Annotated in this window: 22 protein-coding genes; 11 read left to right on the top strand and 11 right to left on the bottom strand. The window is 54.3% G+C overall.

The annotated features are described in order from the left end of the window. Nucleotides 1–42: 42 nt before the first annotated feature. The 4 genes from dnaG to H7U12_RS09365 all read left to right on the top strand — a co-directional run bounded on the left by dnaG (nt 43) and on the right by H7U12_RS09365 (nt 5,582). Entirely contained in the window at nt 43–2,043 is a 2,001-nt protein-coding gene (gene dnaG / locus H7U12_RS09380) for a DNA primase (RefSeq protein WP_186636521.1), read from the top strand. Then, complete coding sequence (locus H7U12_RS09375; protein WP_186636518.1) at nt 2,040–3,065, top strand: potassium channel family protein; 1,026 nt, start codon at nt 2,040–2,042, stop codon at nt 3,063–3,065. Before dnaG ends, H7U12_RS09375 begins: the two co-directional genes overlap by 4 nt. A gap of 338 nt (nt 3,066–3,403) precedes the next feature. Continuing rightward, complete coding sequence (locus H7U12_RS09370) at nt 3,404–4,606, top strand: bifunctional 3,4-dihydroxy-2-butanone-4-phosphate synthase/GTP cyclohydrolase II (protein ID WP_186636516.1); 1,203 nt, start codon at nt 3,404–3,406, stop codon at nt 4,604–4,606. A gap of 280 nt (nt 4,607–4,886) precedes the next feature. Further along, on the top strand, nt 4,887–5,582 hold the full coding sequence (locus tag H7U12_RS09365; protein ID WP_186636514.1) for a hypothetical protein: 696 nt from the start codon (nt 4,887–4,889) through the stop codon (nt 5,580–5,582). A 116-nt stretch (nt 5,583–5,698) separates the two neighbouring features. Here H7U12_RS09365 and H7U12_RS09360 read toward each other — a convergent pair whose 3' ends face one another. The 7 genes from H7U12_RS09360 to H7U12_RS09330 all read right to left on the bottom strand — a co-directional run bounded on the left by H7U12_RS09360 (nt 5,699) and on the right by H7U12_RS09330 (nt 12,034). Further along, entirely contained in the window at nt 5,699–6,472 is a 774-nt protein-coding gene (locus tag H7U12_RS09360; protein WP_186636512.1) for an ABC transporter permease, read from the bottom strand. Next, the gene (locus H7U12_RS09355; RefSeq protein WP_186636510.1) at nt 6,469–7,371 is read right to left on the bottom strand and encodes an ABC transporter ATP-binding protein; all 903 of its coding nucleotides are present in this window, start codon (nt 7,369–7,371) and stop codon (nt 6,469–6,471) included. Before H7U12_RS09355 ends, H7U12_RS09360 begins: the two co-directional genes overlap by 4 nt. A 157-nt stretch (nt 7,372–7,528) precedes the next feature. Continuing rightward, nucleotides 7,529–8,680 carry a M56 family metallopeptidase gene (locus tag H7U12_RS09350; protein WP_186636490.1) on the bottom strand — a complete coding sequence of 384 codons (1,152 nt, stop codon included), beginning with the start codon at nt 8,678–8,680 and terminating at the stop codon, nt 7,529–7,531. A 12-nt stretch (nt 8,681–8,692) separates the two neighbouring features. Beyond that, entirely contained in the window at nt 8,693–8,890 is a 198-nt protein-coding gene (locus tag H7U12_RS09345) for a hypothetical protein (RefSeq protein ID WP_186636488.1), read from the bottom strand. Between the two features lies 1 nt (nt 8,891). Next, nucleotides 8,892–9,257, bottom strand: a complete 366-nt coding sequence (locus H7U12_RS09340; protein WP_186636486.1) for a BlaI/MecI/CopY family transcriptional regulator — start codon at nt 9,255–9,257, stop codon at nt 8,892–8,894. Nucleotides 9,258–9,654: 397 nt separating this feature from the next. Further along, nucleotides 9,655–11,406: a M14 family metallopeptidase gene (locus H7U12_RS09335; RefSeq protein WP_186636483.1), complete on the bottom strand. Its 1,752-nt coding sequence runs from the start codon at nt 11,404–11,406 to the stop codon at nt 9,655–9,657. 187 nt (nt 11,407–11,593) lie between these two features. Beyond that, nucleotides 11,594–12,034 carry a DoxX family protein gene (locus H7U12_RS09330; RefSeq protein WP_186636480.1) on the bottom strand — a complete coding sequence of 147 codons (441 nt, stop codon included), beginning with the start codon at nt 12,032–12,034 and terminating at the stop codon, nt 11,594–11,596. Between the two features lie 199 nt (nt 12,035–12,233). Between H7U12_RS09330 and H7U12_RS09325 the strand changes: the two genes are divergently transcribed. Beyond that, nucleotides 12,234–13,055 carry a pentapeptide repeat-containing protein gene (locus tag H7U12_RS09325; RefSeq protein ID WP_186636477.1) on the top strand — a complete coding sequence of 274 codons (822 nt, stop codon included), beginning with the start codon at nt 12,234–12,236 and terminating at the stop codon, nt 13,053–13,055. Nucleotides 13,056–13,205: 150 nt separating this feature from the next. On the opposite strand, the gene H7U12_RS09320 is transcribed toward H7U12_RS09325, so the two are convergent. Beyond that, entirely contained in the window at nt 13,206–13,931 is a 726-nt protein-coding gene (locus tag H7U12_RS09320) for a hypothetical protein (RefSeq protein WP_186636474.1), read from the bottom strand. Between the two features lie 123 nt (nt 13,932–14,054). Between H7U12_RS09320 and surE the strand changes: the two genes are divergently transcribed. Next, nucleotides 14,055–14,888, top strand: a complete 834-nt coding sequence (surE, locus tag H7U12_RS09315) for a 5'/3'-nucleotidase SurE (protein WP_186636471.1) — start codon at nt 14,055–14,057, stop codon at nt 14,886–14,888. A gap of 128 nt (nt 14,889–15,016) precedes the next feature. Here the strand turns inward: surE and H7U12_RS09310 are convergent, their stop codons facing one another. The 3 genes from H7U12_RS09310 to H7U12_RS09300 form a co-directional block, all read right to left on the bottom strand. Then, nucleotides 15,017–15,745, bottom strand: a complete 729-nt coding sequence (locus H7U12_RS09310) for a porin family protein (protein ID WP_186636469.1) — start codon at nt 15,743–15,745, stop codon at nt 15,017–15,019. 201 nt (nt 15,746–15,946) lie between these two features. Further along, complete coding sequence (locus tag H7U12_RS09305) at nt 15,947–16,240, bottom strand: hypothetical protein (RefSeq protein ID WP_186636467.1); 294 nt, start codon at nt 16,238–16,240, stop codon at nt 15,947–15,949. A gap of 478 nt (nt 16,241–16,718) precedes the next feature. Continuing rightward, a complete protein-coding gene (locus H7U12_RS09300) occupies nt 16,719–18,386 on the bottom strand; it encodes a S8 family peptidase (RefSeq protein ID WP_186636466.1) in 1,668 nt (555 codons plus the stop codon). 405 nt (nt 18,387–18,791) lie between these two features. Between H7U12_RS09300 and H7U12_RS09295 the strand changes: the two genes are divergently transcribed. The 5 genes from H7U12_RS09295 to H7U12_RS09275 all read left to right on the top strand — a co-directional run bounded on the left by H7U12_RS09295 (nt 18,792) and on the right by H7U12_RS09275 (nt 24,920). Beyond that, nucleotides 18,792–20,438 carry an ABC-F family ATP-binding cassette domain-containing protein gene (locus H7U12_RS09295; RefSeq protein WP_186636465.1) on the top strand — a complete coding sequence of 549 codons (1,647 nt, stop codon included), beginning with the start codon at nt 18,792–18,794 and terminating at the stop codon, nt 20,436–20,438. 196 nt (nt 20,439–20,634) lie between these two features. After that, nucleotides 20,635–21,630, top strand: a complete 996-nt coding sequence (locus H7U12_RS09290; RefSeq protein WP_186636464.1) for a DUF1028 domain-containing protein — start codon at nt 20,635–20,637, stop codon at nt 21,628–21,630. 114 nt (nt 21,631–21,744) lie between these two features. Beyond that, a complete protein-coding gene (locus H7U12_RS09285) occupies nt 21,745–23,130 on the top strand; it encodes a M28 family peptidase (RefSeq protein ID WP_186636462.1) in 1,386 nt (461 codons plus the stop codon). Between the two features lie 442 nt (nt 23,131–23,572). Continuing rightward, nucleotides 23,573–24,592, top strand: coding sequence for a glycosyltransferase family 9 protein (locus tag H7U12_RS09280; protein WP_186636452.1), 1,020 nt, complete (start codon nt 23,573–23,575; stop codon nt 24,590–24,592). 76 nt (nt 24,593–24,668) lie between these two features. After that, nucleotides 24,669–24,920 carry a glutaredoxin family protein gene (locus tag H7U12_RS09275; RefSeq protein WP_186636450.1) on the top strand — a complete coding sequence of 84 codons (252 nt, stop codon included), beginning with the start codon at nt 24,669–24,671 and terminating at the stop codon, nt 24,918–24,920. Nucleotides 24,921–25,946 lie beyond the last annotated feature (1,026 nt).

Here is a 25,946-nt window from a genome sequence, read left to right as displayed (position 1 = left end):
TAGATTGTATCTTTGTCTACCGCCTTATTTTCCCGTTTACCCATGGCTCTGATAAAGAAAGAAGTTGTTGACCAGATCATCCTGCAAGCCGACATTGTGGAGGTGGTGGGCGATTTTGTGTCGCTGAAGAAGAAAGGCCAGAACCTGTGGGCGTGCTGCCCGTTCCACCACGAGAAATCGCCCTCGTTCAGCGTGGCGCCCAACAAAGGCATTTACAAGTGTTTCGGGTGCGGCAAGGCGGGCAACGCGGTGCAGTTCATCATGGACGTGGAGGGCACCAGCTACGTGGAGGCGCTCAAGTACCTGGCCAAGAAGTACAGCATTGACATTGAGGAAGACCAGAGCCCGGCGGCGGTGCAGGCCCAGAACGAGCGCGACAGCCTCTACATTCTCTCCGATTTCGCCAAAAAATACTACGTAAACGCCCTTCATAAGAACGACGAGGGCCAGAGCATTGGTGCGCCGTATTTCAAGCAACGCGGACTCTCGGCGGCCACCATCCAGAAGTTTGAGCTGGGCTACAGCTTAGACAGTTGGGATGATTTCACCAAGGCGGCGCTGGAAAAAGGCTTCCTTTTAAAATACCTAGAGGAAACGGGTCTTACCATCGTCAAGCAGGAGGAAGGCAAGCAATATGACCGGTTCCGGGGGCGGGTGATGTTCCCCATCCAGAACGTGAGTGGCCGCACCATCGGGTTTGGGGCGCGTACGCTCAAGACCAACGACAAGAAATCACCCAAGTACGTCAACTCGCCGGAGTCGCCCATTTACCACAAGTCCGATGTGCTGTACGGCATGTTCCAGGCCAAGCAATCCATAAGGCAGGAAGACAACTGCTACCTGGTGGAAGGGTATCTGGATGTTTTGTCCTTGCACCAGGGCGGCATTGAGAACGTGGTGGCGTCCTCGGGCACGTCATTGACCGAGAACCAGATCAAGCTCATCGGGCGGTACACCAAGAACATCACGGTGTTGTATGACGGTGACCCCGCCGGGATTAAAGCCTCTTTGCGCGGCATTGACCTGATTCTGGAAGGTGGCCTGAACGTGAACGTGGTTTTGTTCCCCGATGGTGACGACCCGGACAGCTACATCCGCAAAGTAGGCGATACCGCGTTCAAAGCGTATCTGGGGGAGCACAGCCAGGATTTTATCTCCTTCAAATCAGAGCTGTTCGCGCAGGAAGCCAAAGACAATCCGGTCAAGAAAGCCGAGGCTATCCGGGAGATGGTGGTGTCCATCGCCAAGATTCCGGATGCCATCAAGCGCTCGGTGTTCCTGAAGCAGTGCAGCATCCAGTTCGGGATTGACGAACAGGTGCTCATCTCGGAGTACAACAAGATTCACCTCACGGAGCAGAAAAACGCCCGGTCCCAGCCATCGCAGGGAAACTCTTATGGCAATTCCCCGGCCTCCTACGCCCCCGGCTCTTTTGAGGAGATGGCGGCGGAAGCCGAAGCCGCAGCCGCAGCGGCCGCTGAGGCGGCCATGTACGAGGAGGAAGACCAGCAGGAGGCCGACCAAAGCAACCTGCTGCGCACCCGCGAGCGCGAGGTGATCCGTTGGATTCTCAACTTCGCTGATAACCAGATAGAGGAAGGAGTTACCACCAGCCAATTTATTCTTGGGGAACTGGAAGATGTTGAATTTAGAACGCCTATCTATGCTCGCCTTCAGAAATTATGCCTTAAGAAACTTGAACAAGGCTTTTTGCCTACGGCCGCAGAGATGATGCAGGACGAGGATCAGGAAATTGTAAAGGAGGTAATAGACTTAGTTAGTGAAAAGTATGAATTAAGTGAGGGGTGGGCGAAACATGAGATCATTGTGCCTCGCGAAAGCGATCTGATTCAATATGGTTCTGAACGGGAAGTTCTAAGATTGAAGTGGCGGAATGTCCAATTCCTGATCGATACTGAAAGGAATAAACTACGCGAGATGACTGATTTTCAAGAGTTGACTTCGGTGATGCGTAAGATCAAAGCTTTGCAGGATCTTGAAAAACAAATTACAGACCTTCTGGGCATTGTGGTAAGCAGATGAAGTGGCGCCTCCTGCGACTGAACCGGTTTATCTGGGCCTTCGGCCTGATCTTAACCAGTCTGGTGGTGGGGGTGGGCACCTACCGTTTCATGGAAGGCTATACCCTGGCAGAGGCGTTTTACATGACGGTGATCACCATCTCCACCACGGGTTTTCAGGAGGTGCATCCGCTTTCTTCCAAAGGCCGCATTTTCACTTCCTTTTACCTGCTCATCAACCTCGGGATCATCGCCTATACCGTATCGGTGCTGACCACGTACCTGTTTGAAGGCGAACTGCGGGCCATTTGGCAGAACTATATGAACGAACGCGAAATAAAGCGCTTCAGCGGGCACGTGATTGTCTGCGGCTACGGCCGGAACGGCGCCCGGGCCACCAATGACCTGTTAGCCAGCGGCGAACGCATTGTGGTCATTGAACGAAACCCGGAAGTGACCCTGCACAAGCGCCATCATGACGAGAAGCTGAACCTGCTCACCGGCAACGCCACCGAAGACGAGATGCTGGAAAAGGCCGGCGTACGGCAGGCCAAAGCCCTCATCTCCACTCTGCCCACCGACGCTGATAACGTGTTTGTGGCGCTGACCGCCCGCGGGTTCAACCCAGACTTGCAGATCATCGCCCGCGCCTCAGAGAAAACCACCGAGCAGAAACTGCTCAGGGCCGGAGCCAATTACGTGGTCATGCCAGATGAGATAGGTGGCAGCCACATGGCCAGCCTCATCACGCAACCAGAGGTGATTCACTTCCTGGAACTCCTGAACGGCACCGGTCCCAACAAGATGCACTTAGAAGAGGTGCATTTAAATGAACTGCGCGAAGATCTGCGGGGGCTTTCCATCCGGGAACTGGACGTCCGGAACCGTTCCGGGGCCACGCTCATCGGGCTGAACCGCAACGGAAGTGAGTTCCTGGTGAGCCCAGACGCGGACACGTGCCTGCAGGCCGGCGATGTCTTGATTCTGCTGGGTTCACCCTCCCAGATCCAAACGTTCAGCCAGCTTTTCTACCTGAAACGGTAGTTTGAGCTGCGGTCCGTGTAAGCTTTGTGCGGGTTTTGGGCCCGTTTTTCAGAAATCAGGCTTTAAACGGAAGAAGGTTGCCGTGCAGGTGACGGGGCTCGTTATGTGGGCCAGTTGTTGCGCCCGCAACCGGCGTTCAGGTGGCCTTCGCCCGCTCATCTGGGAAGAAATCAAGCCATTGCCAACAAATCTTCCTGGGAGTTGTTCTCCAGGAGAATATCCGTAGTTCCTTGTCTGGGAAGGCGTATCTAAACCATTCAAAAACCCCTATCTTTGCGAAGCCAAAGGAAAGCCTGTCAGGACAGACGGTTTTTGCTTTGCCGAAGACGAAAAACATCATGCTAGATAAAATAGAAGAGGCGATTGAAGATATAAAAGCCGGAAAAGTAGTGATTGTGGTGGATGACGATGACCGCGAGAACGAAGGCGACTTTATCTGTGCCGCAGAGAAAATTACCCCTGAGATTGTCAATTTCATGGCCACCCACGGCCGGGGCCTCATCTGCGCCCCGCTCACCGAGGAGCGGTGCGATGAATTGGGTCTGGAGTTGATGGTGGGCCGCAATACCGCGCTGCACGCCACGCCGTTCACCGTGTCAGTAGATCTGCTGGGCCACGGCTGCACCACGGGCATCTCGGCCTCAGACCGCGCCAAAACCATCTTGGCGCTCGCCGATCCTAAAACCGATCCGGCCTCTCTGGGTAAACCCGGTCACATTTTCCCGCTGCGGGCCCGCAAGGAAGGCGTGATCAGAAGAGCCGGCCACACTGAGGCGGCCGTTGACCTGGCCCAACTGGCCGGTTTGGCCCCCGCCGGTGTGCTGGTGGAGATCATGAACGAAGACGGGACCATGGCCCGCATGCCCGATCTGGAGAAAGTTGCCGAGCGCTTTAACCTGAAGCTCATCTCTATCAAGGATTTGATCACCTACCGCTTGCAGAAAGAAAGCCTCATTGAGCGCGAGATCGCCGTGGAACTGCCCACCGACTGGGGAAACTTTGATTTGTATGCCTATACCCAGATCAGCAACAACGCCAAGCACCTGGCCTTGGTAAAAGGCACCTGGGAAGAAGGCGAGCCGGTGTTGGTGCGCGTGCACTCTTCCTGCGTAACGGGTGATATCTTCGGGTCCTGCCGCTGTGACTGCGGCCCGCAGTTGCACAAAGCCATGGAGGTGATTGAAAAAGAAGGCAAAGGCGTGATTGTGTACATGAATCAGGAGGGCCGGGGCATTGGTCTCCTGAACAAACTCAAAGCCTACAAGCTGCAGGAGCAAGGCCTGGACACCGTAGAAGCCAACCTGCAACTGGGCTTCGGGACGGATGAGCGGGATTACGGCGTGGGTGCGCAGATCCTGCGGGATCTGGGCGTGACCAAAATGCGGCTCCTGTCCAATAACCCCCGCAAACGCACCGGCCTGATTGGGTACGGGTTGCAGATTGTAGAGCAGCTGCCCATTGAAATCACCCCCAATGAGCACAACCAGCGGTACCTGACTACCAAACGGGATAAACTGGGTCACTCCATCCTGAAAAAATAACATTAAGCGAAAAGGCAGCGGTGAAACCGCTGCCTTTTCGCTTTTCTAGGGCTTGTTCTTCCAACAGTTTCCCTTTTTGCGTATCTTTCATCTGCCACCCATTCAGCCCCCGCAGAGGAAGAAAATCTGGGCCACCAGCGCAAACGCTTTCCGCATACGAAAATATCTTCCTTTGGCGTTATAAAGTACTGAGAATAAGACAACCTTCTCGGATTTAATAAGGTATATTTCAAGAGAACTGGGTAGTACTTTTTAATTAAGGGAATATAAACATATGAAGATGATGGTAAGAAAAGCGTGTGGGCTTTTGGTGGTACTGGTGGTATGGGCAGCCAACGCCATGGCGCAATCGTCTGGCTTGGTAGATGAATGGCCTGCCGGTAGAGTGTACCTGGCCTCAGGAGACTCCCTCAGTGGTAAAATCACGTATCACCGTTCAGAGGATCTCATCCGGATAAACAAACCGGATGGCTCGGTGGTGGCTTACTCACCCGTGGCCGTGCGGGGATTTGAGGCCATTGACAACGAAGGACGTTACCGCCGGGTGTTTGTGACCCAGCGCTGGAACTTCGGGAATGATTACAGTGATTTTCTGGCTCCGGCCTTCTTTGAGCAGATTGTGATAGGCAACTACGGTCTGCTCAAGCGCGAGACCATGACCCGGAGAGACATCAGCCGGGATCCCATGTACCGGGGCGGCTACTATCCGTACGGCGGCTACCCGGTAGGCGGCCCCATGTACGTAGACCAGCGCCTGGACAACTTCTTCATTCTGCTGCCCAGCGGCAAAGTGAAAGAGCTCCGGAACGTGAAGAAAGACCTGGAGGCGATTTTTGGGAAGAAGAACAACGCGATGAAGGAGTACGTGAAGCAAAACAAACTGAAGTACACCAGCCTGCCTGATCTGGCCAAGATTGTCAGCTATTTTGGCGCCATCTCCCAGCCCGAGGTAAGAACCTCTTCCGTGGACATGTAATCCGCTAAGTACCCAATTATCTGAATAGCTTTAGAAACGAGACGGCCCCGCTATAGTAGCGGGGCCGTCTCGTTTTCCGTTTTAACGAAGTTTTCCTGAAAACAGGCCCAAAGCGGTTACAGATCGCGGGAGCGCAGCAGTTGGTAGGAAAGAAAGCAGAAGAGGGTCACATACAGCACCGCCGGCGCCAGGGCCTGGACGGGCGATAAGGTATCCGTGACGCCCAGCATCAGTTGTTCTATCTCAGCATGCGGGTTGGGCGTGAGCGCGCCCAGCGTTTTCATGGGGAAGTATTTGTCCAGGGCATCAGGAGTTTGCCATTGAATTAACCGCTCCACCACCAAGGTGTACGCCATGAACACCATGATCGCCAAGCCCGTCTTTCTGACCAAAAACGCCACAAGCATGGCTAACGACATGTAGCCCACCAACTGCACCAGGTAATAGAAGATATACTGGGAATCGGTGAAGATAGAGCTGGTATCTGTGTTCTGCCCGTGGTACAGGCCAAAGCCGAGGCCCAGAAACAGCACGTAGGCCGCCAGGAGCAAGGCCAGGAGCAGGATGATGCTGTACTTACTCTGCACCAGATTGGCGCGGGAGAAGCCGTCAATGACCTGTTGCCGCAAGGTCCTGAACGCGTACTCGTCAGAAACCAGGATTATGATGAGAATGCCCGGAATCAGGTTAAGGAAACTGGAAATGTAGGCTAGGTGCATCCAGAGCTTTGGGAACTGGTAGAGTTCGGCGCCCGCCATCTGTCCGTTCACCATCACGTTGCCGCGGGCATAGAAGAAGATGAAGAGCAGGCAGCACTGGAGCAGCAGCAGTACCCAAAACGTGGAGTAAGGCAGTAATTTGCGGAGTTCTATGCGGAGAAGGGAGGTCATACGGCGTCGGCTTTGATGATTTCCAGGAACTGGCTTTCCAGGCTTTTTTTGCGCACCACCAGCTGGCCCAGCGCAATGCCTTGGGCGAAGAAGGCGCGGTTCAGGTCTGAACTGTCACTGTTGGGTTGCAGGGTGAGTTGGATTTGCTGGTTTACCTGCCGGGCCTCGGTCACGAAGGGCAGCGCACGGGCTATCTGCAGCAAGGCTTCCAGCGGAGCCCCGCCGCTGATGAACACCAGGTCATTGGTGGCCATGATGGAGGAAACCGGACCCTCGGCTTTCAGTTTGCCGTTGCGCAGCACCGCCATGTGGGTACAGACTTTCTCCACCTCGTCCAGCAGGTGACTCGCCAGGATAATGGTTTTTCCCTGAGCCGCGATGTCCATGATCAGGCCGCGCACTTCGGCAATTCCCTCGGGGTCCAGGCCGTTGGTGGGCTCGTCCAGCACCAGCACCTCTGGGTCACCCAACAGGGCAGCGCCAATGGCCAGCCGTTGCTTCATGCCCAGCGAGTAGCCTTTGAACTTGTTGGCTTTGCGAGCCGCCAGCCCCACGGTTTGCAGTACCGCCGGAATGCGGGAGTGGTCCACCCGCTTCACATCAGCGGTGATGCGCAGGTTCTCTTCGCCGGTCAGGTAAGGGTAGAAGTTAGGGGTTTCCAGCAGCGCGCCGATGCGGCGTTTCGTAGCTTTGGAGATGGGCTGCCCAAACCAGCGGTAGGTGCCGGCGGAGGCGTTGATCACGTCCAGCACAATGCCCAGGGTGGTGGTTTTGCCGCTGCCGTTGGGGCCCAGCAGTCCGTATATGCTGCCCTGCGGTACTTTTATGCTCAATTGGTCCAGGGCCAGCACCGCGCCATAGCGTTTGCTAAGTCCCTGAATGTCTAAAATGTCTGCCAAGTCTTGTAGCGGTTGAAAAAGGTATTCTACAAAGCTAGGAGGATTTGCCAGAAAAGCGAAAGGGCCGCCCAAGAGGCAGAAAACTGGAGGCGACTGGGAAGCGTTTCAGGCCTGCTTTGGGAAAAGCAGGCCTGAAACGCGGGCGAATCATCAAAAATTACTTGTCTTTTTTCTTTCGGGGCGGCGGTGGCGGCGGAAGCGTGCCGTATTTCTTCTCAAAGGCGGTTAGACCGGAGGCCGTCATGTCATAACTCTCCACTTCACCCGATGTAGAGACCACGTACAAACTTCCGTCGCTCACGCTCAGCCCTTGCACGGTGGGGTTCCGTTTCTTGAAGTCCTGGGGCAGGTCCACGTTGAACGGCGGCGGTGGGGGAGGCGGAGCCAAAGCGGCATCAGGCGCAGCAGGAGGCGCCGGGGGAGGTGGCGGCGGCGGAGGCAAGGTCCCGTACTTCTTCTCCGCCGCCGCCAGTCCCTGCCGGGTAGTGGCATACGTCTCGGTTTTACCTGACTTCAGGTGCACAAACAAGGAATCCTGGTTCCAGCCCACGCGGCTGATGGTAGGGTTGTTGGCCATGAAGGTGTCATAGTCTTGCGGAGGAGACGACTGCAGGGGTTTGCCCTGGGCCATGATCTCGTTGAACTCCGGACTGGTACCGGCCACTTCCTGGCAGGCAACCATACCGGCAAACAGCAGCGGGAGGGCCGCCAGAAAACGCACTTTCTGGATACAGGCCGAAGGAGGTTTGTTCATCATCATAATTCGGTGTTTTAAGGATGGAAAACTGAAAGAGGAGGTAAAGGAGACAGGGGCCGCACCCGTGGTGTGCAGCAGCGAGAACTGGTAGTGTTTCCGGTTTATGCCGGCGTGCAGCGTTTGCTCATCGGTGAAAAACTCCAGGTTCTGTTTCAGGGCTTGGCGCAGGAGCCACACCGCCGGGTTAAACCAATGGAAAAGCGTGACCATCTCTATCAGCAGGATGTCCAGCGTATGCCACTGCCGTACGTGGGTTTGCTCGTGCGCCAGGATGGGCTGCCAGTCTTGCGGCGGGTGCTGCGCGGGGTTGAAGTAAATGGTCTTCCCGAAGGAAAAAGGGGCGACTTTCGCCTGCATCTGCCGATACCGGATTCCCCCGTACTGAGCCGGACTGGAGTGGCGGTGAAGAGCATACAATGAGGCCAGCTGCACCCCGAAACGGATCGTCATCACGCCCATGCCCAGCCAGAAAAGCACGACCAGGAACGTCCAGATCTCAAAACCGGGTGCCTCGGCGGCCAGCGCCCTGGAAAGCTGCCAGCTAGGCGACAAGCTCTGGAGGGTTTAGTACACCTGGGTCTGCTCTTCTAACAAAGCAGAAAAGTCAACCAATGGATACAAGCTGGAGACCAACACCCCGGCCAGCAGAAACCCCCGATTCAACTGGTAAAACGTGGTTTGCCGCAGCACCAGTTTGTAAATTCCGTAAAGCAGGGCCAGACCCACGTTTACTTGCAGCAGGTAAAGCAGGAGCGCGGGCATGTCAGTCCGGTTTTTGGTTTTCGATCATGGCCATAATTTCCTTCAGCTCCTCGGGACTGAGCTGTTTCTCTTTCACGAAGAACGCCACCAGCTCTTTGTAGGAGTTCTGGAAGTAATTGCCCACAAAACCCTTCATGAACTTCTTCTTGTACTCCTCGGCCTTGATGAGCGGGGAGTAGCGGAACATGTTGCCCAGCTTTTCGCCCTGCACAAAGCTTTTCTTCTCCAGGTTCTTCACCGTGGAGGCCAGCGTGGTGTAGGGCGGTTTGGGTTCGGGCAGTTTCTCCAAAAAATCCTTGATGAAACCGCCTCCGGTTTCCCAGATCACCTGCATGGCATCCTCTTCCTGCTGCGTCAGTTTCTCCATAAGTCTATTTATTACGATGTCTTCGTAATTCTACGAATATTTCGTAATAAGGTAAAGCTTTCTGCCTCAAATATTTTCAGGAAATAAAAAAAGCCTCTTCCTGAGTTGGGAAGAGGCTTTTTGTTAGGTGTGTGGTGGAATTTATGCGAGATGAAGGTTTAGTTGGTCTTTCCGATAGATATTCCTCCCAGTTTGTTCCCCTTATTTGTCTTCTTGAAAGAGTCTTGTGGGCGAACGGTAATGACACAAGAGTAAATGCCTTATCTAGCTTACTCACAAGATCCTTCCGGGATGACAATAGTGGGAGAATAAGAAAAAGGTAGGCTCCAAAGAGAAACAGCCCTAAAACCATCTCGGGTTTTAGGGCTGTTTCTCGGAAAATCGACTTAAAACGAGGCTATTGCACGGGCAGATTGCCGCCTTGCCAGCGGGCCACCGGATAGCGCAGGTGCGTGTTCTCGTAATGCGGCGTGTGGCGGTACACGAAGTTGAGCTGGGCCTGGGCGCTTTTCGCCAAAGCCGGATCTTTCGCCTTGGCTTCGTCAAGGGCGGCTTTCAGTTGGGGATCTTTCCGGAGGTACTCGGCGGCCAGGTCTTCAAACACATACGCCGAGAAATGTTCTTTCTGCCCCAGCACCGAGTCAAAGAAGTTCCAGGCGAAGTACGAGTCCGGGGCTTGCGGTTCCAGCACCTCCACCAGAAAGCGGTTGCTCACCTGGTTCAGGTACACCACGTAATCGCCGGCGAAGTACCGGATGGGCTGTTGCACTTTCTTCACCTGTACCTCGCTGTGCAGGTAATGGCCTTCGTAGGGGCGCGGGGCGGTTTTGTAGTCGGTGATGTAGTAGGTCTCGGGGGTCAAAACGGTGTCTTTGCTCAGGCGTTTCAGTTCCACCTGGTTCTGCTGCAGACGCTCAATGACCTCGGTCCAGGCCTGCGGAATGAGGTAAGCCACGGGTTTGGTGACGGTGAGCGTGGGCGCAAAGGTGTCAAAGAACTTCACGGGGCGGGTGAACGGCGCTTTGCGGTCATAGTACAGGCGTTCCAGACCGCTTACTTCGCTGGCTTTGTATCTGGCCTCGTAGCCCTTGAATTGAATGGTTTCTACCTGCGTGGTGTCCGGGGCCCAGTTCAGCACGAACTCCTGCTGCGTGCGCAGCGCGGCGCGGTCTTGCTGGCGGGCGGTTTGGATGGTTTTTCCGTTTTTGGCCACGTAATCCAGGAACTCCAGCATGAGGTCATAGGTAGAAGCCACCCGCTTGTCAAAGGACTTGAGCATGTGCGTCTCCGGGATGAAACCCAGCGTTTGGAACAGCGTGGTGTAGCCGCTGGCGTAACGCGGTAAATCACTGAACCCGAAAATGCCGGTCTCCGGGGTCTCGCCGCGCGAATTCACGTACGGCACCAGCGGCCATTTGCGTTTCTCCATGCCTTTGTAGAGCGCCGGAATCATCTGCTTTTTCAAAAGCGTGCCCAAAGCGCCGCCTAGTTTGTTGTGCTGCGTGGGGATGAGCGTCATGGTGTACTGGTAATCGGCGCCGTTGCTGGTGTGGTTGTCCACGAACACCTCGGGGTCCCAGGTCCGGAAAATGGTGGCGAAGGTCTTGGCGTTTTTGGAGTCCTCCTTGATGAAATCGCGGTTTAGGTCCAGATTGCGGGAATTACCTCTAAAACCGTAGCTTTCAGGGCCGTTCTGGTTCGTGCGGGTGTGGCTGTTGCGGTTCAGGGCGCCACCTATGTTGTAAATGGGGATGATCACCAGCACCGTGTTGTCCAGCTGCTTCCGCAGTTTCTTATCCTGCACCAGGTCGCGGGCCAGCATCATGGTGGCGTCAATGCCCTCGGGCTCGCCCGGATGGATGCCGTTCTGCACCAGCAATACCGTCTTGCCTTTCCGGTGGATGGATTGCGGATCGAAATCGCCATCGGTGGAAATAACGACCGTGTGCAGCGGTTTTCCTACATCGGTCATGCCCACGGGCGACATTTTGATCTCGGGGTACGCCTCGTCCAGGCGCTGGTAGTAGTCAATGCACTCCTGGTAAGTGGCGGTCTGGTTGCGGTTGCTTTTCTCGTAAGGCGTTTTCCAGTCGGGGGCCGGAGAGGGAAGAAAAAGGGTGCTGAGCGTAGCGAGCAGGTTCAGGAACATGGAAATAAATGCCGGTAGATTGAAGCGGTAATGTTAGGGATTCTGCGGCAGAAAATGAAAAGTGCCACGCATCCTCCTGCCAGCAAAAGCGCAGTCCACCGGCCTCCGGAAGTAGCGGAAAGGCGCTTTAGGCCCGTTTTCCCGAAACCACCCCTAAAATAGAAAACACCCGCTGCGGGGCAAACGGCTAATACAACCGGTTCTTGGCTGTATCGCCCAGCATCTTGTTGTCTAAACTGTAGCGGCCCGGGCCGATGAAAAAGAGGCTCAGGAACAGGATGGCCGCCTCCAGCGCGTGGGAAGCGCCCCCAAAACCATCGCCGGCCGCCAAATGGTGGATGGTGGCCATGACCATGGTGATAAACAACAGCACAACCATGGGCCTGAACAGGAACCCCAGCATCAGAAACAAACCGCCCACCGTCTCGGCGAAGGCCGCCATGAACCCGAAGAACGTGAACCCCGAACTCAGCCCGAACACCGACATGGCGCTGCCTACCTTCTCCCACATCTCCATGCCGCCCGTGATCTTGGGCCAGCCGTGCAGAATGAACATAAACCCGATGCCCACGCGGAGCAGCAGCAGGCCTTCTTGCTGAAAGCGGTAAAAGTTACGGGGAGCAGCCATGGGGGAAGTGCTTTGAAAACAGGTTTTTAACCCGGTTTTACGAAACAAAGCAAAAAACAGCGAATTCAAAAAACTTTAGCTGCAACCCTTGCCAGATTCCCGTGTCAATAGACATATAGGACGATGTACCAGCACGTGTGTTGCCCAGCGTCCTTCTCCTGAAACCCGAAACCAAATCCATCCCTTAACCTGTACCCCTATGTCTAAAAGACTCACCTACCTGTTGCTGTTTGTGTTGCTGCCGGCCTTTTCCTGGGCCCAAACGTCGGTTCCGGCCGCTGAGATCGTGGCTAAAATCAACCGGGGCGAAGCCGTTTCCTACCAGAATGCGACCATCACCGGAGACCTGGACCTCACCCAGTTGCAAAACAAAACCCTGCAGAAACCCAAAGGCGAAAATGACAAGTATGATTCCAAAGAATACCTCAGCACGGTGACCGCCCCGGTTTCTTTTATTAACTGTACCTTCAAGGGCGATGTGCTGGCGTACTTCAACCCCAACAGCCTGGACGGCGACGTCAAAGTGAGCAACGTGCTCCGGGGCAAAGGACAGGAAGAAGTCTATAACACCAATTTTGAGCAGCAGGTCCGGTTTGAGAAATGTGTTTTTGAGCGGCGGAGTGCCTTCAAATACTCGGCTTTCAAGGGCGATGCCTCCTTTGCGGGCAGCACCTTCCAGAACGAGGCGCTGTTCAAGTACGCTCAATTCAACGGCAAAATTGATTTTGAGAAAGCCCGGTTTAACGAGGTGGCGAACTTTAAATATGTGAAATTCCCGTCCCAGGTAGATTTTAAGGACGCTTCCTTCCGGGATGAGGCGCTGTTCAAGTATGCGGCTTTCCCGAAGGGGGCAGATTTCCAGCGAGCCACTTTCACCGGACTGGCTAACTTCAAATACGCCAAGCTTGCTGACCCCGTGCAGTGGAAAGGAGCCACGTTCAAAGGCGGCCAGGACCTGAAATACACCTCCATGAACCAGAAGTCGTTCAGTGCTGCCGCACTAGATGAAATGGCCCGCTAGGGTAATTGTCTGTCCAGATTTGTTTTAGGCCTCTTTTTGGTAAAACGGTCCAGAAACAGGTACCAGATAAAAACAGAGAAGCGCCTGCTCATGCAGGCGCTTCTCTGTTTTGTGGGGTTTCAGCGATCTTCCTTTAAATGGGAAACGGGTTTAATAGAGCATCACGCCGGAAACCAAGGTAGTGGCCGGAACGTCTTTCACCTGCATGTTGGCCCAGCGGGTAGCTGGGATGCCGCGCATGTCCAGCACGAAACTCATCTTCACGTCCTCGGCAATGGCCACAAAGTTGCCTTCGCCGGTGCCCACGCGGCTGATCCGGAAGCTCTTCTGCAGCTCCCCGAAGGTGCTGCCGATGCCCAACCCGTTCTGGGTTTTGAACGCCGGGTTCAGTACCGTGATGCGGGAAACCTTGCAGGCGGTGCCGGCGCATTCCTGCTCCACGCGCAGATCAGGTCGGTGGCGTTCGCCCAGCACTTCGTAAGCCTTAGTAGTGGTGCCTTCCAGGGTATGGTCTACCTCGCGCAGCTTGTTCTGCCCGTAGGCCTGTTTCAGCGCATCAATGGACATGCCTATTTTCACGGCGCCCGCCTGGCCGCTCTGCAGACTTAGGTTGAAGAGCGGGTTGGCGGCGGAGGGCGGCGTGGAAGCCGTGGAGGGAGCGCCCGGCAGCGGTTCTTCTGACATGGGCTCAGAAACGGCGGGAGTCGGCATGGCTCCGTCGGGGCTTTCCGCGGCCGTCTCGGTGGCATCGGTGGAGACATCGCCGGCGGCTTCTTCCAGCTGGGCGCTGTTCGCGTCAGTAGTGGTATCGGAGGTCTCTTTCTTGCAGGAAGCCAGCGCCAGCAGCGTTCCAAACAAAAGAATCGTCTTTTTCATGGCAAAGGTGTTTTAGAACGGCATAGGTACTGTTTCTTCCCGCATAACGCAAGCCTTTGCTGTTTCAATTTGGCGTTGGGCCGTATACAAACTAATTTGGCTCCAAACTTTGAACAGACGACTATGGAGAAGAAGCCCTTGATTTTAGTGTCGAACGATGACGGCATCACCGCGCCCGGTATTCACACGCTGGTGAAAGTGATGCAGAGGATAGGCGAGGTAGTGGTAGTGGCCCCGGACGGGCCGCAGTCTGGCATGGGCCACGCCATCACCATCGGCAATACCCTGCGCCTGGACCGGTCCTTGGCCTTTGACGAGGTGGAATCCTATGAGTGCTCCGGCACGCCCGCCGACTGCGTGAAGCTGGCCAAGCACCACGTGCTCAAAGACCGCAAACCCGATCTGGTGGTGAGCGGCATCAACCACGGCTCCAACTCCAGCATCAGCGTGCTGTATTCCGGCACCATGTCGGCGGCTATTGAGGCGGCCATTGAAGGCTTGCCCGCCATCGGGTTCTCGCTCTGCGACTACGGCCATGACATTGACTTCTCGCATACCGAGGAGTACGTGGAGCTGATCACCCGTCAGGCGCTGGAGCACGGCATCCCGGCGGGCGTGGCCCTGAACGTGAATTTTCCGAAGAAATCTGACCAGCCCATCGCCGGCGTGAAGGTGTGCCGCCAGGCTCGGGCCAAATGGGAGGAAGAGTTTGACGAGCGCCAAGACCCCAGAGGCCGCGTTTACTTCTGGCTCACCGGCAATTTCGTGAACCATGACAAAGGCGAAGACACTGATGAAGCCGCCCTGGCCCAGAACTACGTCTCGGTAGTTCCGTGCCAGTTTGACATGACCGCCAACCACGCCATCACCCTGCTCAATAACGACTGGAACCTGAACCCCGGCGCCAAAGCTCCGGCCCCGTCCAAAACCGTGGAAAGCGGCCAAGCCGAAGGCTAGGCTACTTTAAGCCTGTTTTCAGAAAAAGAGCCGCTAAACAGAAGTTAGCGGCTCTTTTGTTTAGTGCTTCCCTTGAGGTGCCACCAGATCGTTCCGTTCAGGAGAAAGATGGCTGCTATGTGGTTTGATTATTTTGAGGCAATAGCCGATAAAGGAAACGCATAGCCCAAGGTGAAGCTCAGCACCCGGCTTTTCTGGTCAGCGTCCAGGTGAATGGTGGGCGTCCAAGGTTCCTCACCCGGAATGTTGATGGTAATAGGGCCCGTGAACTCCTTCACAAGGTGCGTTAAACCCAGGCTGAACCGTGCATCCAACAGCAACGTGCCGCTGCCCAGCGTAAGCCCTACACCGCCGCCGCCCTGCACACTCAGTTCCAACCGATTGCTTCGGCTAAAATCATACTCTGATTCATTGTCTCCACTTTTAGACTTGCCAGCCAATGCGTAGCCCAATGATGGGCCCACATTCAGGTACCCGCTCCAATTCCCTTTTTGGCGGGTGGCTTTCACCAGGATGGGTACTTCCAAATAAGAAAGCGTTTTCTTCTGCTCCATAGAAGAAAATTCTACCTCAGGAGCAAAAGGAAGCGTGGTAAACGTTTGATACATGTGCTTTTTCTGCAGATAATTCATCTCAGGCTGAAGGGAGAGCCACGGCAGTTTCGGGAAGGGTAAGTTGAGGGCTACTCCGGCCACAATGCCCGGCTTATACGTTTCTTCCTCTCTCTGCTCAGGGAAGTTCTCAAACGTATAGCTGCTAAAAGTAACTCCTGCTTTAGGGATCAACGTCACCTGAGCCGTAGCGCAACCAATGGTGAAGGCAAGTGAAAGAAAGAAGAGGGTAATTGTTTTATTCATAAAAGTATAGATAGACTAATACATTCTTGCCAGAAATAATAGAAAAGGCTGTTTCACAAGAAAAGCCCTTCTACCAGGAAGGGCTTTTCTTGTGCGGTCCGTTTTAAGGCTGTTTTCCAGAAACGGCCTTAAAACGGACCAGCGCGCAGGCAATGAATCTTAAAAACGAGACCAAACGCGGTGCTACAATATAGGTGGCTATTAGTTTTGCGCTATTTTCTTCTTGTCGAAGTTCTGGAAGGGGCCGTACTGGGCTTTCTTGATGGTGATGCCCGCTACCCGCAGCTGAACCTCTACCGGAGCCAGTTTTTTAGTGAAATCAGAAGATACTACTTTGCCATAGAAGGCCTTCGCTTCTTTGGATTCTCCTTTTTCAAACGAGTGGGTAGACAGTTTCTTGGTGATGGGTAAACCCGGGATTACCTGATACGTGGTGGTCACTACCTCATACGAAGGCAGGAACGGTTTGATGGCTTTTTTAAGTAGACGTTTCATGCTATAGTAATATTAATAAGAGGGTTTAGTAGAGCGTAAGACAAAGATAGACTTTCTTTAGTTCTCCTCGATAAAAAAGACTTTGCTTCTTTTTGAACAAAAAACATCCATTGAATGAATAGTGCTTAGTTAAGATCAGGGTAGTGGCGTTTAGATGAGTTAAGCCATTGTTTAGGAGGTAAACAATTGGCTATTAGTTGTGATTAGCTTAAATGATTGGTAAACTATTAATTATATTATTTATAGAGAGGCGTGGTAATCTGTCCCGAGCTTTACGTTTCAAATGCCGTTTTTAAAGGATAATTGAGAAACTCGGCTCAAAACGGTTCCAACCGGGTTTTCTGCTGCCTCAGGAGAAACATCCAGCACGCGGTTGGCGATGAATTGAAGCAGTGCTGCCGTCAGAAAACAAAACGGCCTCTGATGCGTCATCAGAGGCCGTTGGAATAGGAAAAAACTTTGCGACTAACGGTGAAACTTAGCTTTTGGAATTTTTCTGTTTCACCATTTTCTCGGCCAAGAGCAGCGCATTGTAGGCGTTTACAATGCCGCCGGTGCTGGATAAATCAGAGAACTTGGCTTTCTTTCTGGTTTCGCTCTCCAGGTTGGGGTAGAGCGCCATCTCTTTGGGGTACACCGTCGCTGATTTTAGGAGCACTTCTTTCAGTTCGGCTGCGGTCAACTCAGGGTAGTGCGACCAAACCAGGGCCGCCACGCCGCTCACCACGGGGCTGGAGAAACTAGTGCCGTCCATTTTGGCATACTTGTTCTCCGGCGCCAGCGAGACAATGTTCACGCCCGGCGCGAACAGGTCAACCGTCTGTTTGCCGTAGTTGGAGAACACGCCTACCAGGTCTTTGCCCAGCATTCTGGACGAGGCGCCTACCTCAATCCAAGTTTTGATCTGACTTCCGTCGTTTAGCACGCGGGTAGGGTAGTGGGTGACTTTGTCATTGTCGGTGGCTTCGTTTCCGGCGGCATGCACCAGCAGCACGTTTTTCGACTCGGCATATTTCACGGCCTCATCCACAAAAGATTTCTGCGGCGAGAAGGTCTTCCCGAAACTCATGTTGATGATATTGGCTCCGTTGTCTACGGCGTAGCGGATGGCCAGGGCAATGTCTTTGTCTCGCTCGTCGCCCTCGGGCACCGCCCGGAGAGCCATGATCTGCACGTCCTCGGCAATGCCGTCAATGCCCAGGTTGTTGCCGCGCAAACCGGCAATTAACCCTGAAACCGGGGTGCCGTGGGTTGGGCGGGGACCCACCACATCGCTGTTGCCGTACTTGGTGTCCGTGATAGACTCCGGGTTATCGGCGATGATGGCCCGCGGGTTAAACTCCAGGTTCAGGTGCTTCTCCAGGAACGTATCGGTGTGTTCTTTGTATTTCAGGAATGATTCTACCGTGAGTCCGCGGCTGTATTTCTCCAGGAGCCAGGCCCGGGCGTTCATCACGTTCTGGTCTGGGGTGGAAATGCGCTGCACGTCCTGAAGGGTGTATTCCTTGGTTTTCAGGTGCGAGGCCAGCACGTTCTGTACCTGAATCAGGACTTTTTCAAAGGCGGCCAGCGTCTGTTGGGTCTGCTGGTATTTGGCCAATTCCTTCTCGTAGGTCTGCTTGGTGAGCAGGTAGGTCTTATACTCGGGCTGTTGCGCCAGCGGTACTTCTTTGATGGAAGAGATGTTCTGGTAAGTGGGGGCCAGTTTGCGCAGCAGCCGCACGTATTCATAGGTCTCGTAGCGGATGTTCTCGCCCTGGGCATTGCCCAGGAAACCCCAGCCGTGCACATCGTCTACATAACCGTTCTGGTCATCGTCCTGGCCGTTGCCGGCAATCTCTTTCTGATTGGTCCATATCTTGCCTTTCAGGTCTTCGTGCGTAATGTCAATGCCGCTGTCAATCACGGCCACTACCACGGTCTTCTTCGGCTTTTTATTCGTCAGCAGTTCTTTGTAGGCCCGGTTCACGCCCGTGCCCTGGATCTGGTCCTGCACCGGGTCCAGGTTGTGCCAGTTCACCAAGGTCTGGTCAAACGCCGCTACTGACGGGGCCGGATCATCCTGCGCCAGCGCCGGAAACACAGAAAAGCCAGCCAAGAGCAGGCTGGCCGAGGTTCTTTGTATCTTTCTAATTGGAATGTTCATACAGGCATAACGGCAAAAACCATTCCACGCGCACCGCGTCGCCAGTTTTTGCTTCAATAAGTGGGTTGTTTCTGAAAAGGTACGCATTTTTAAGCATCCGGCCCTCGGCTCCCAACTGTAATAAAACCATTTTAACGCCAATTTTGGTAAAACACGCCTAAAACCCAGACAGAAGGGAAATAGCACCAAGCAGGAAACAGAGCTCTGCCGTTCTGGCCCGGAGAGCAAAGCGTTTTTGGGGCGATTTCCGAAAAACAGGCTCAAAATGGAGCAAAATCGCCAGACTTGGTGTTGTGCGTTTTTCCCGGTGATCTTCCCACGGCATTGAACCTGGGCTGAGGCGTTTGAAATTCAGCCTATTCGGGGAAATACTAGTATCTTTGTTTTCTAATCGTAAAACACACCATGATTTCAGTTGATTCGGTCGCCGTTGAGTTTAACGGCGCGGCTCTATTTAGCAACGTTACCTTCAACATCAATGAAACCGACCGGATCGCCCTCATGGGGAAGAACGGAGCCGGAAAATCTACCCTCCTCAAGATCATTGCCGGGGCAAACAAACCCACCAGAGGCAAAGTGTCGGCGCCCAAGGAGGCCGTGATCGCTTATTTGCCGCAACATTTGCTCACCAAAGACGAGAGCACCGTGTTTGAGGAAGCGTCCAAGGCTTTCGGGCAGATTCTGGAAATGAAGGCCAAAATGGACGAGCTGAACCTGCAGCTGGAAACCCGCACCGACTACGAGTCTGACGCCTACATGAAACTCATTGAGGACGTGTCTGAACTCAGCGAAAAGTACTATTCCATTGAGGAAATCAACTTCGATGCCGAGGTGGAGAAAACCCTGCTGGGCCTGGGTTTCCTGCGTTCTGATTTCACCCGCTCCACCTCTGAGTTTTCCGGCGGATGGCGCATGCGCATTGAGCTGGCCAAAATCCTGTTGCAGAAACCCGATCTGATTCTGCTAGATGAGCCCACCAACCACCTGGACATCGAGTCGGTGCAGTGGCTGGAAGATTTCCTGGTGAACAACGCCAAGGCCGTGATCGTGATTTCCCACGACAAAACCTTCGTGGACAACATCACCAACCGCACCATTGAGGTGACCATGGGCCGCATCTATGACTATAAAGTAAATTACACCCAATACCTGCAACTGCGCAAAGAGCGCCGCGAGCAGCAACAGCGCCAGTACGATGACCAACAGAAGGAAATCGCAGACATCACGGCGTTTATTGAGCGTTTTAAGGGAACGTACTCCAAAACGCTGCAGGTGCAATCGCGCGTGAAGATGCTGGAGAAGATTGAGCTGATTGAGGTGGACGAGGTAGACACCTCGGCGCTGAGCCTGAAATTCCCGCCCGCGCCCCGCTCCGGAAATTACCCCGTCATTGTGGAGGAACTCACCAAGAAGTACGGCGACCACACCGTGTTCAAGGATGCGTCCCTGACCATTGAGCGCGGCGAGAAAGTGGCGTTTGTGGGCAAGAACGGCGAAGGAAAATCCACGCTCATCAAAGCCATCATGGGCGAGATTGACTACGAAGGAAAACTCCAGCTGGGCCACAACTCCATGATCGGCTACTTCGCGCAGAACCAGGCTTCCCTGCTGGACGAGGACCTTTCGGTTTTCCAGACCATTGACCAGATCGCCGTGGGCGACATCCGGACCCGCATCAAAGACATTCTGGGTGCCTTTATGTTCAGCGGAGACACTGTGGAGAAGAAAGTGAAAATGCTGAGCGGCGGGGAGAAAACCCGTCTGGCAATGATCAAGCTATTGCTGCAACCGGTGAACCTCCTGATTCTGGATGAGCCCACCAACCACCTGGACATCAAAACCAAAGACATCCTGAAAGACGCGCTCAAAGCCTTTGACGGAACTCTAATCTTAGTTTCCCACGACCGGGACTTCCTGGACGGCCTCGCCGAGAAAGTATTTGAGTTCGGGAACAAGCGCATCAGAGAGCATTTCGAGGACATCAACGGCTTCCTGCGCAACAAGAAAATGGAGAACCTGCGCGAGATTGAGCGCAAAACGGTGGCCAGCTAAACGGTCATTTTACAATACGAGAACTCCCCATCTGCCACGGTTTGGCGGGTGGGGAGTTTTGGTTTTTCGCTTACATCAACTGACATCGCTTTCTACTGCCTAAGGAAAACGCGTTTCCATGGAAAGAACGTGCTCTGCGGCTGAGAGAATGGGTAATTTTCAGTACCTTACTTATCTATAATATCACCAAAATTTCATGAAAAAGCTTCTAGTAATGCTAGGCTTGGGAGTGCTGGCCGTAGGCCGTCCCGCCAAAGCGCAGGTATATAAACCCGAGGAACCCCTGGCCCATACCTATTCCATTGTGGCCCGAGACCCGAAAACCGGTGAGATGGCGGTGGCCGTGCAGAGCCACTGGTTCTCGGTGGGTACCTCGGTGAGTTGGGGCGAGGCGGGTGTAGGCGTGGTGGCCACGCAGTCGTTCACAAACAAATCCTTCGGGTTGCGCGGGCTGGCCTTGATGAAACAGGGGAAAACTGCCCAGGAAACCTTGAAGCTCCTGCTTGCCAATGACCCGGGCCGGGAAGTGCGCCAGGTAGCCATCTTAGACGCCAAAGGCGGAGTAGCCACGCACACCGGCAAAAAATGCGTCATGTACGCCGGGCACATCACGGGCAAAGATTTCTCGGTGCAGGCCAACATGATGCTGAACGAGAGCGTTTGGCCCGCCATGGCCAAGGCCTTCGAAAGGAATTCGCATTTACCTTTGGCCGAGCGGATGCTGGCGGTCCTGGACGCTGCCGAGGCCCAGGGCGGAGACATCCGGGGCAGACAGTCGGCGGCGCTGCTGGTGGTGCCGGGCAAAAGCAAGAAAGAACCCTGGAATGAGCGCTTGGTAGACCTGCGGGTAGATGACCACGAAGTGCCTTTGCAGGAACTCCGTCGGCTGCTCACCGTGCAACGCGCCTACGAGCACATGAACAACGGCGACCTGGCCGTAGAGAAAAACGACATGGCGCTGGCCATGAAGGAATACAGCGCCGCCGAACGGCTCCAGCCCAACAACCTGGAGATGCAATACTGGCATGGCATCACGCTGGCCAACACTGGCAAAGTAGACGAAGCCATCCAGATTCTGGAGCCGGTATTCAAAGCCGATAAAAACTGGCGCACCTTAACCGAGCGCCTGCCACCGGTGGGTTTGCTCACGGTCTCGGCGGCAGATTTGCAGCGGATTCTGGAGTTGAAGTAAGAAACGGACCTCTCCTGACAGAGTGCCACTCGCATAATTACCTTCCCCGTATTTCTGATTCTGCGTGCCGAATGGTAACTAGCAGCTCAGAAACGATACCACCAAACTACCAACATGCTTCGTACGCTTAAGAACCTTACCCTGGCGGCGGCCCTCAGCCTTCCGCTGGCGGCCAGTGCCCAGAACCAGGACTCCCTGCACATCCGTAAAATTTATGACCTGGCGCTCACCCAGGGCCAGAGCTATGAACAGCTCCGTTACCTCACCAGTCGCATCGGGGCACGGTTGAGCGGCTCCCCGCAGGCCGCCGCTGCCGTAGAATGGGCCCGACAGGAAATGAGCAAAATGGGGCTGGACCGCGTGTACCTGCAAGAAGTGATGGTGCCGCACTGGGTTCGGGGCGAGAAGGAATACGCCGCCATTGTTAACTCCAGAATCACGCCTAACCGTGAGGTAAACGTGCTGGCGCTGGGCGGCTCGGTGGCCACTCCGGCCAACGGACTTACCGCCGATGTCATTGAAGTCAACAGCCTGGATGAACTCAAGAAACTGGGCAAGAAGAAGGTGCAAGGCAAGATTGTGTTCTTCAACCGCGGTTTCGACCAGACGCACATCAATACCAGCCGGGCGTATAGCGGGGCCGTTGACCAACGTTCCAGCGGTCCCTCCGAGGCCGGTCGCCTGGGCGCGGTAGGAGTAGTGGTGCGGTCCATGGCCTCCAACAACGATGATTTCCCGCACACCGGCGGACTGCGTTACGCCGAGGACGCGCCCAAAATTCCGGCCGTGGCCATCAGCACCAAAGGTGCCGATGTCTTGAGCAAATTGCTGAAAGAAGACCAGAAACTGCAATTTCACCTGCGCATGAACCCGCAATGGCTCCCCGATGTGCTCAGCTACAACGTCATCGGTGAAATCAAAGGCACCGAGAAACCCGACGAGATCATTGTGGTAGGCGGTCACCTGGACAGCTGGGACATTGGCGAAGGCGCTCATGATGACGGCACCGGCTGCGTGCAATCCATGGAAGTGCTGCGCCTGATGCGCGCCATGGGCTACAAACCCAAGCGCACCATCCGGGCAGTCATGTACATGAACGAGGAGAACGGCTTGCGCGGCGGCACCAAATACGCCGAGGTCGCCAAGCAGCAGGGCGATAAACACATAGCCGCCATTGAGTCAGATGCCGGCGGGTTCACGCCCCGTGGCTTCGGGATTGCCACTATCACCGAGGCGGCCTACCAGAAAGCCCTCGCCTGGAAACAACTGCTGGCCCCTTACGGCCTCCAAGACATAGACCGCAACGGCGGCGGTGCCGATATCGGACCGCTGAAAGATGACCGGGTGGCCCTCATCGGCTTCCGACCAGACTCCCAGCGCTACTTTGACATCCATCACACCGCCAACGACACCTTCGACAAAGTCAACCGCCGCGAACTGGAACTCGGCGGCGCCTCCATGGCCGCTCTGGTGTATTTGCTGGATAAGTACGGCTTGTAACGATCGCGCACATTAGAAGGAAAGCCTGTGGTGTAAACTGCAGGCTTTTTTTGATGTGTTTTTCAGAAAACGGTCCTAAAACAGTAAGGCATTATAGCGTGGAGTGAAAGAGGAATAGTTCGAATACTTTATGCTGTGTAGGGGCAATCCCTTGTGGTTGCCCTTTCGCGTTTGCTGCCGTTTCAGGGCAACAACAAGGGATTGCCCCTACAGAAAATACTAAATCGCTTACCGGAACAACCACCAAAAACAACCTGGAGCGCAGAAAACCAGCAAATCAGACTACCTTTCTTACCTCGCGGTGGCGCTTTCCCTGATTGCCGTTTTGGTGGCCTTTTTCAAAAAGCAAGGCTAAAACAGGAGGGGGCAAAGCTGGCGCGGTCATCCGCGGGAAATCTCCCCGAAGACCTGTACCTTTGCTGATGCATAAAACGGTGTTCGCTTGAAAAAAATCCTCATCATCCGGTTCTCGTCCATTGGCGATATTGTGTTGACTACGCCGGTCATCCGGTGCGTGAAAGAGCAGGTCCCGGGGGCCGAGGTCCATTTCTGTACCAAAGCCGCTTTCCGGAATATCGTGGCCAGCAATCCGTACGTGGACAAAGTATTCTGCCTGGAGAAATCGCTCAAGGAACTGCTGGAGCAACTCCGCGCCGAGAACTATGATCTGATTCTGGATTTGCACAACAACCTGCGCACTCGCATCCTGAAAGCAAGACTGGGCCGTCCCAGCAGAAGCTTCGATAAGCTCAATTACCGAAAGTGGCTGCTGGTGAAGTTCAAGATCAACCGCCTGCCCGGTGTGCACATCGTGGACCGTTACCTGGCGACCGCGGCTCCGTTGGGCGTGAAAAACGACGGCAAAGGACTGGACTATTTCATCCCCGAAAAAGACGAAGTAGACCTAGATACGTTGCCCGCCACGCACCAGAACGGGTATTACGCCATCGCCATCGGGGCGCAGCACTATACCAAACGACTGCCCGTCGATCGGCTGATTGAACTCTGCGAGAAAATCAACGGCCCGGTTATGTTGCTGGGCGGAAAAGAGGACGCGGAGGTAGGCAAGATGATCGAGATGTATTTCACGTCAGAACCCTATTTTTCCAGCGAGACTCCGTACCCCAACAATAGAACGGTTATTTACAACGCCTGCGGAAAGTACAACCTCAACGGCTCGGCCTCGCTGGTGCGCCAGGCCCAGGCCGTCTTCAGCCATGATACCGGCCTGATGCATATTGCGGCCGCTTTCCAGAAGAAAATCTACAGCATCTGGGGCAACACCGTGCCCGCCTTCGGGATGTACCCGTACACCCAGGATTTCGAAGTGCTGGAAGTGAAGAACCTCTACTGCCGGCCCTGCTCCAAAATTGGCTATTCCAAATGCCCCGAGCGCCACTTCCGGTGCATGCGGGAAATCAAGTTCGAGTTTCAGTTGCCAGTGATAGAACGCCGCGCCTAAGGCGTTCTGAGCGCATTTCGTTTTCAGCCTGTTTTCTGGAAAAGACGTACAAAACGGCAAAGCAACGCTCTGTGTTATGGCCACTCAACCCATTTTGTACGGTGCCGATTGGTGCAAGAAGACCATCGCCATCCAAGACTATTTCAAAACGCACGACGTCGCCTACGACTACATCAACGTGGAGAAAAGCGATGAGGCCATGCAGGCCATCCAGGACATGAACCGCGGCAGAGTCCGGTTCCCGATGGTGGTTGTGGGTGAGCAGAAACCCCTGAAAAACCCCTCGCCCGAAGAGTTAGACGCTGCCCTAGCCGAAAACAATAGGTAAAGGAAATCTCCTCCTCCTCGTTTTTTACCACTTGCTACTTTAGGGCTGTTTTCCGGAAAACGGCTGTAAAACGCGTATGTCTTGTTTAGCAAGAAAGCATTACCATTTAGTTGCAGTGAAAGCAGTTGATCGATTCCTGTTTGAGGCTGAGTTGGATTGTTGGTGAGAACACCAACAATGGGAGAGATACCAACAATGGCTATGGCATACTGATATTGGGTTTATAAGGAATGCGGCAGATCTGCCTTGTGATGCTTTACGCAGATGTTTGGCAATATGAGGCTAGCGCCTCACGGCAGTTACAAACTGCAGATCATGTTAGGTCCAAGTCACAGACTTTAACCATGGGTATAGAAACCCACCCCTACCCCTCCCTGGAGGGGAATAAGGCTCCGTAGAGCCGAGATGGGGAATAAGACTTACAGAAAAGCTCCCCTCCTTGGCTAAGGAGGGGCTGGGGGTGGTTCGCTGTCTCAGGTGGTAGGGACTTCTACTAAACACACCAAAACCAGTCTTTCGGGAGAGCGCCTTTGTTTTAGACCTGGTGCCGCGCACGCGGCAGGCCTGCTGGGCAAGGCTAAAACAACAGCGCGAACCCGGAAGACGAGGCCTCGCGGCCGTGAGCGCTCGGAGCCCAGCTATGAAACAATAAAAGCTAATGCACCCACGCCAATAACGGTCATCCGCCAGCACAAACAGTATGCGTGCACCTAGGTACTAACCACGTGCACATAGGTTCTAACCAATTTACCAGTGCATCGGACTACATTCCCAAGAATATCCATATAATCTACGTCAGCACAAGCAAACTGCAGGTGCAGGAAACCCGTCGTTATACTGCAAGCCCAAAATCCTCCCAGACACTTCATTAGCATCAGCAAAAAGGACAAATCCTTCCAAAGCCATAAAAAGGAAAAAGCGTTTCAAGCCTGTTTTAGCTAGGGCGTGTTGACAATTAGTGTAGCAGGATCATGGCTGCTGCTAGGAAAACGAATCCGGCAAAACTGCCGGCTGTCTTCTCGTATC

Source organism: Rufibacter sediminis, from assembly GCF_014269285.1.
Classification (GTDB): domain Bacteria; phylum Bacteroidota; class Bacteroidia; order Cytophagales; family Hymenobacteraceae; genus Nibribacter; species Nibribacter sediminis.
The sequence above is the reverse complement of the archived record's forward strand: the minus strand, read 5'-3'. Positions and strand labels throughout refer to the sequence as shown.

Coding starts and splice junctions, on each gene's coding strand:
- H7U12_RS09335 (WP_186636483.1), bottom strand. CDS start 11,406: ATGTTCCTGAACCTGCTCGCTACGCTCAGCACCCTTTTTCTTCCCTCT.
- H7U12_RS09360 (WP_186636512.1), bottom strand. CDS start 6,472: ATGACCTCCCTTCTCCGCATAGAACTCCGCAAATTACTGCCTTACTCC.
- dnaG (WP_186636521.1), top strand. CDS start 43: ATGGCTCTGATAAAGAAAGAAGTTGTTGACCAGATCATCCTGCAAGCC.
- H7U12_RS09285 (WP_186636462.1), top strand. CDS start 21,745: ATGCTTCGTACGCTTAAGAACCTTACCCTGGCGGCGGCCCTCAGCCTT.
- H7U12_RS09275 (WP_186636450.1), top strand. CDS start 24,669: ATGGCCACTCAACCCATTTTGTACGGTGCCGATTGGTGCAAGAAGACC.
- H7U12_RS09375 (WP_186636518.1), top strand. CDS start 2,040: ATGAAGTGGCGCCTCCTGCGACTGAACCGGTTTATCTGGGCCTTCGGC.
- H7U12_RS09295 (WP_186636465.1), top strand. CDS start 18,792: ATGATTTCAGTTGATTCGGTCGCCGTTGAGTTTAACGGCGCGGCTCTA.
- H7U12_RS09320 (WP_186636474.1), bottom strand. CDS start 13,931: ATGAAAAAGACGATTCTTTTGTTTGGAACGCTGCTGGCGCTGGCTTCC.
- H7U12_RS09290 (WP_186636464.1), top strand. CDS start 20,635: ATGAAAAAGCTTCTAGTAATGCTAGGCTTGGGAGTGCTGGCCGTAGGC.
- H7U12_RS09340 (WP_186636486.1), bottom strand. CDS start 9,257: ATGGAGAAACTGACGCAGCAGGAAGAGGATGCCATGCAGGTGATCTGG.
- surE (WP_186636471.1), top strand. CDS start 14,055: ATGGAGAAGAAGCCCTTGATTTTAGTGTCGAACGATGACGGCATCACC.
- H7U12_RS09310 (WP_186636469.1), bottom strand. CDS start 15,745: ATGAATAAAACAATTACCCTCTTCTTTCTTTCACTTGCCTTCACCATT.
- H7U12_RS09305 (WP_186636467.1), bottom strand. CDS start 16,240: ATGAAACGTCTACTTAAAAAAGCCATCAAACCGTTCCTGCCTTCGTAT.
- H7U12_RS09365 (WP_186636514.1), top strand. CDS start 4,887: ATGATGGTAAGAAAAGCGTGTGGGCTTTTGGTGGTACTGGTGGTATGG.
- H7U12_RS09300 (WP_186636466.1), bottom strand. CDS start 18,386: ATGAACATTCCAATTAGAAAGATACAAAGAACCTCGGCCAGCCTGCTC.
- H7U12_RS09345 (WP_186636488.1), bottom strand. CDS start 8,890: ATGCCCGCGCTCCTGCTTTACCTGCTGCAAGTAAACGTGGGTCTGGCC.
- H7U12_RS09330 (WP_186636480.1), bottom strand. CDS start 12,034: ATGGCTGCTCCCCGTAACTTTTACCGCTTTCAGCAAGAAGGCCTGCTG.
- H7U12_RS09325 (WP_186636477.1), top strand. CDS start 12,234: ATGTCTAAAAGACTCACCTACCTGTTGCTGTTTGTGTTGCTGCCGGCC.
- H7U12_RS09370 (WP_186636516.1), top strand. CDS start 3,404: ATGCTAGATAAAATAGAAGAGGCGATTGAAGATATAAAAGCCGGAAAA.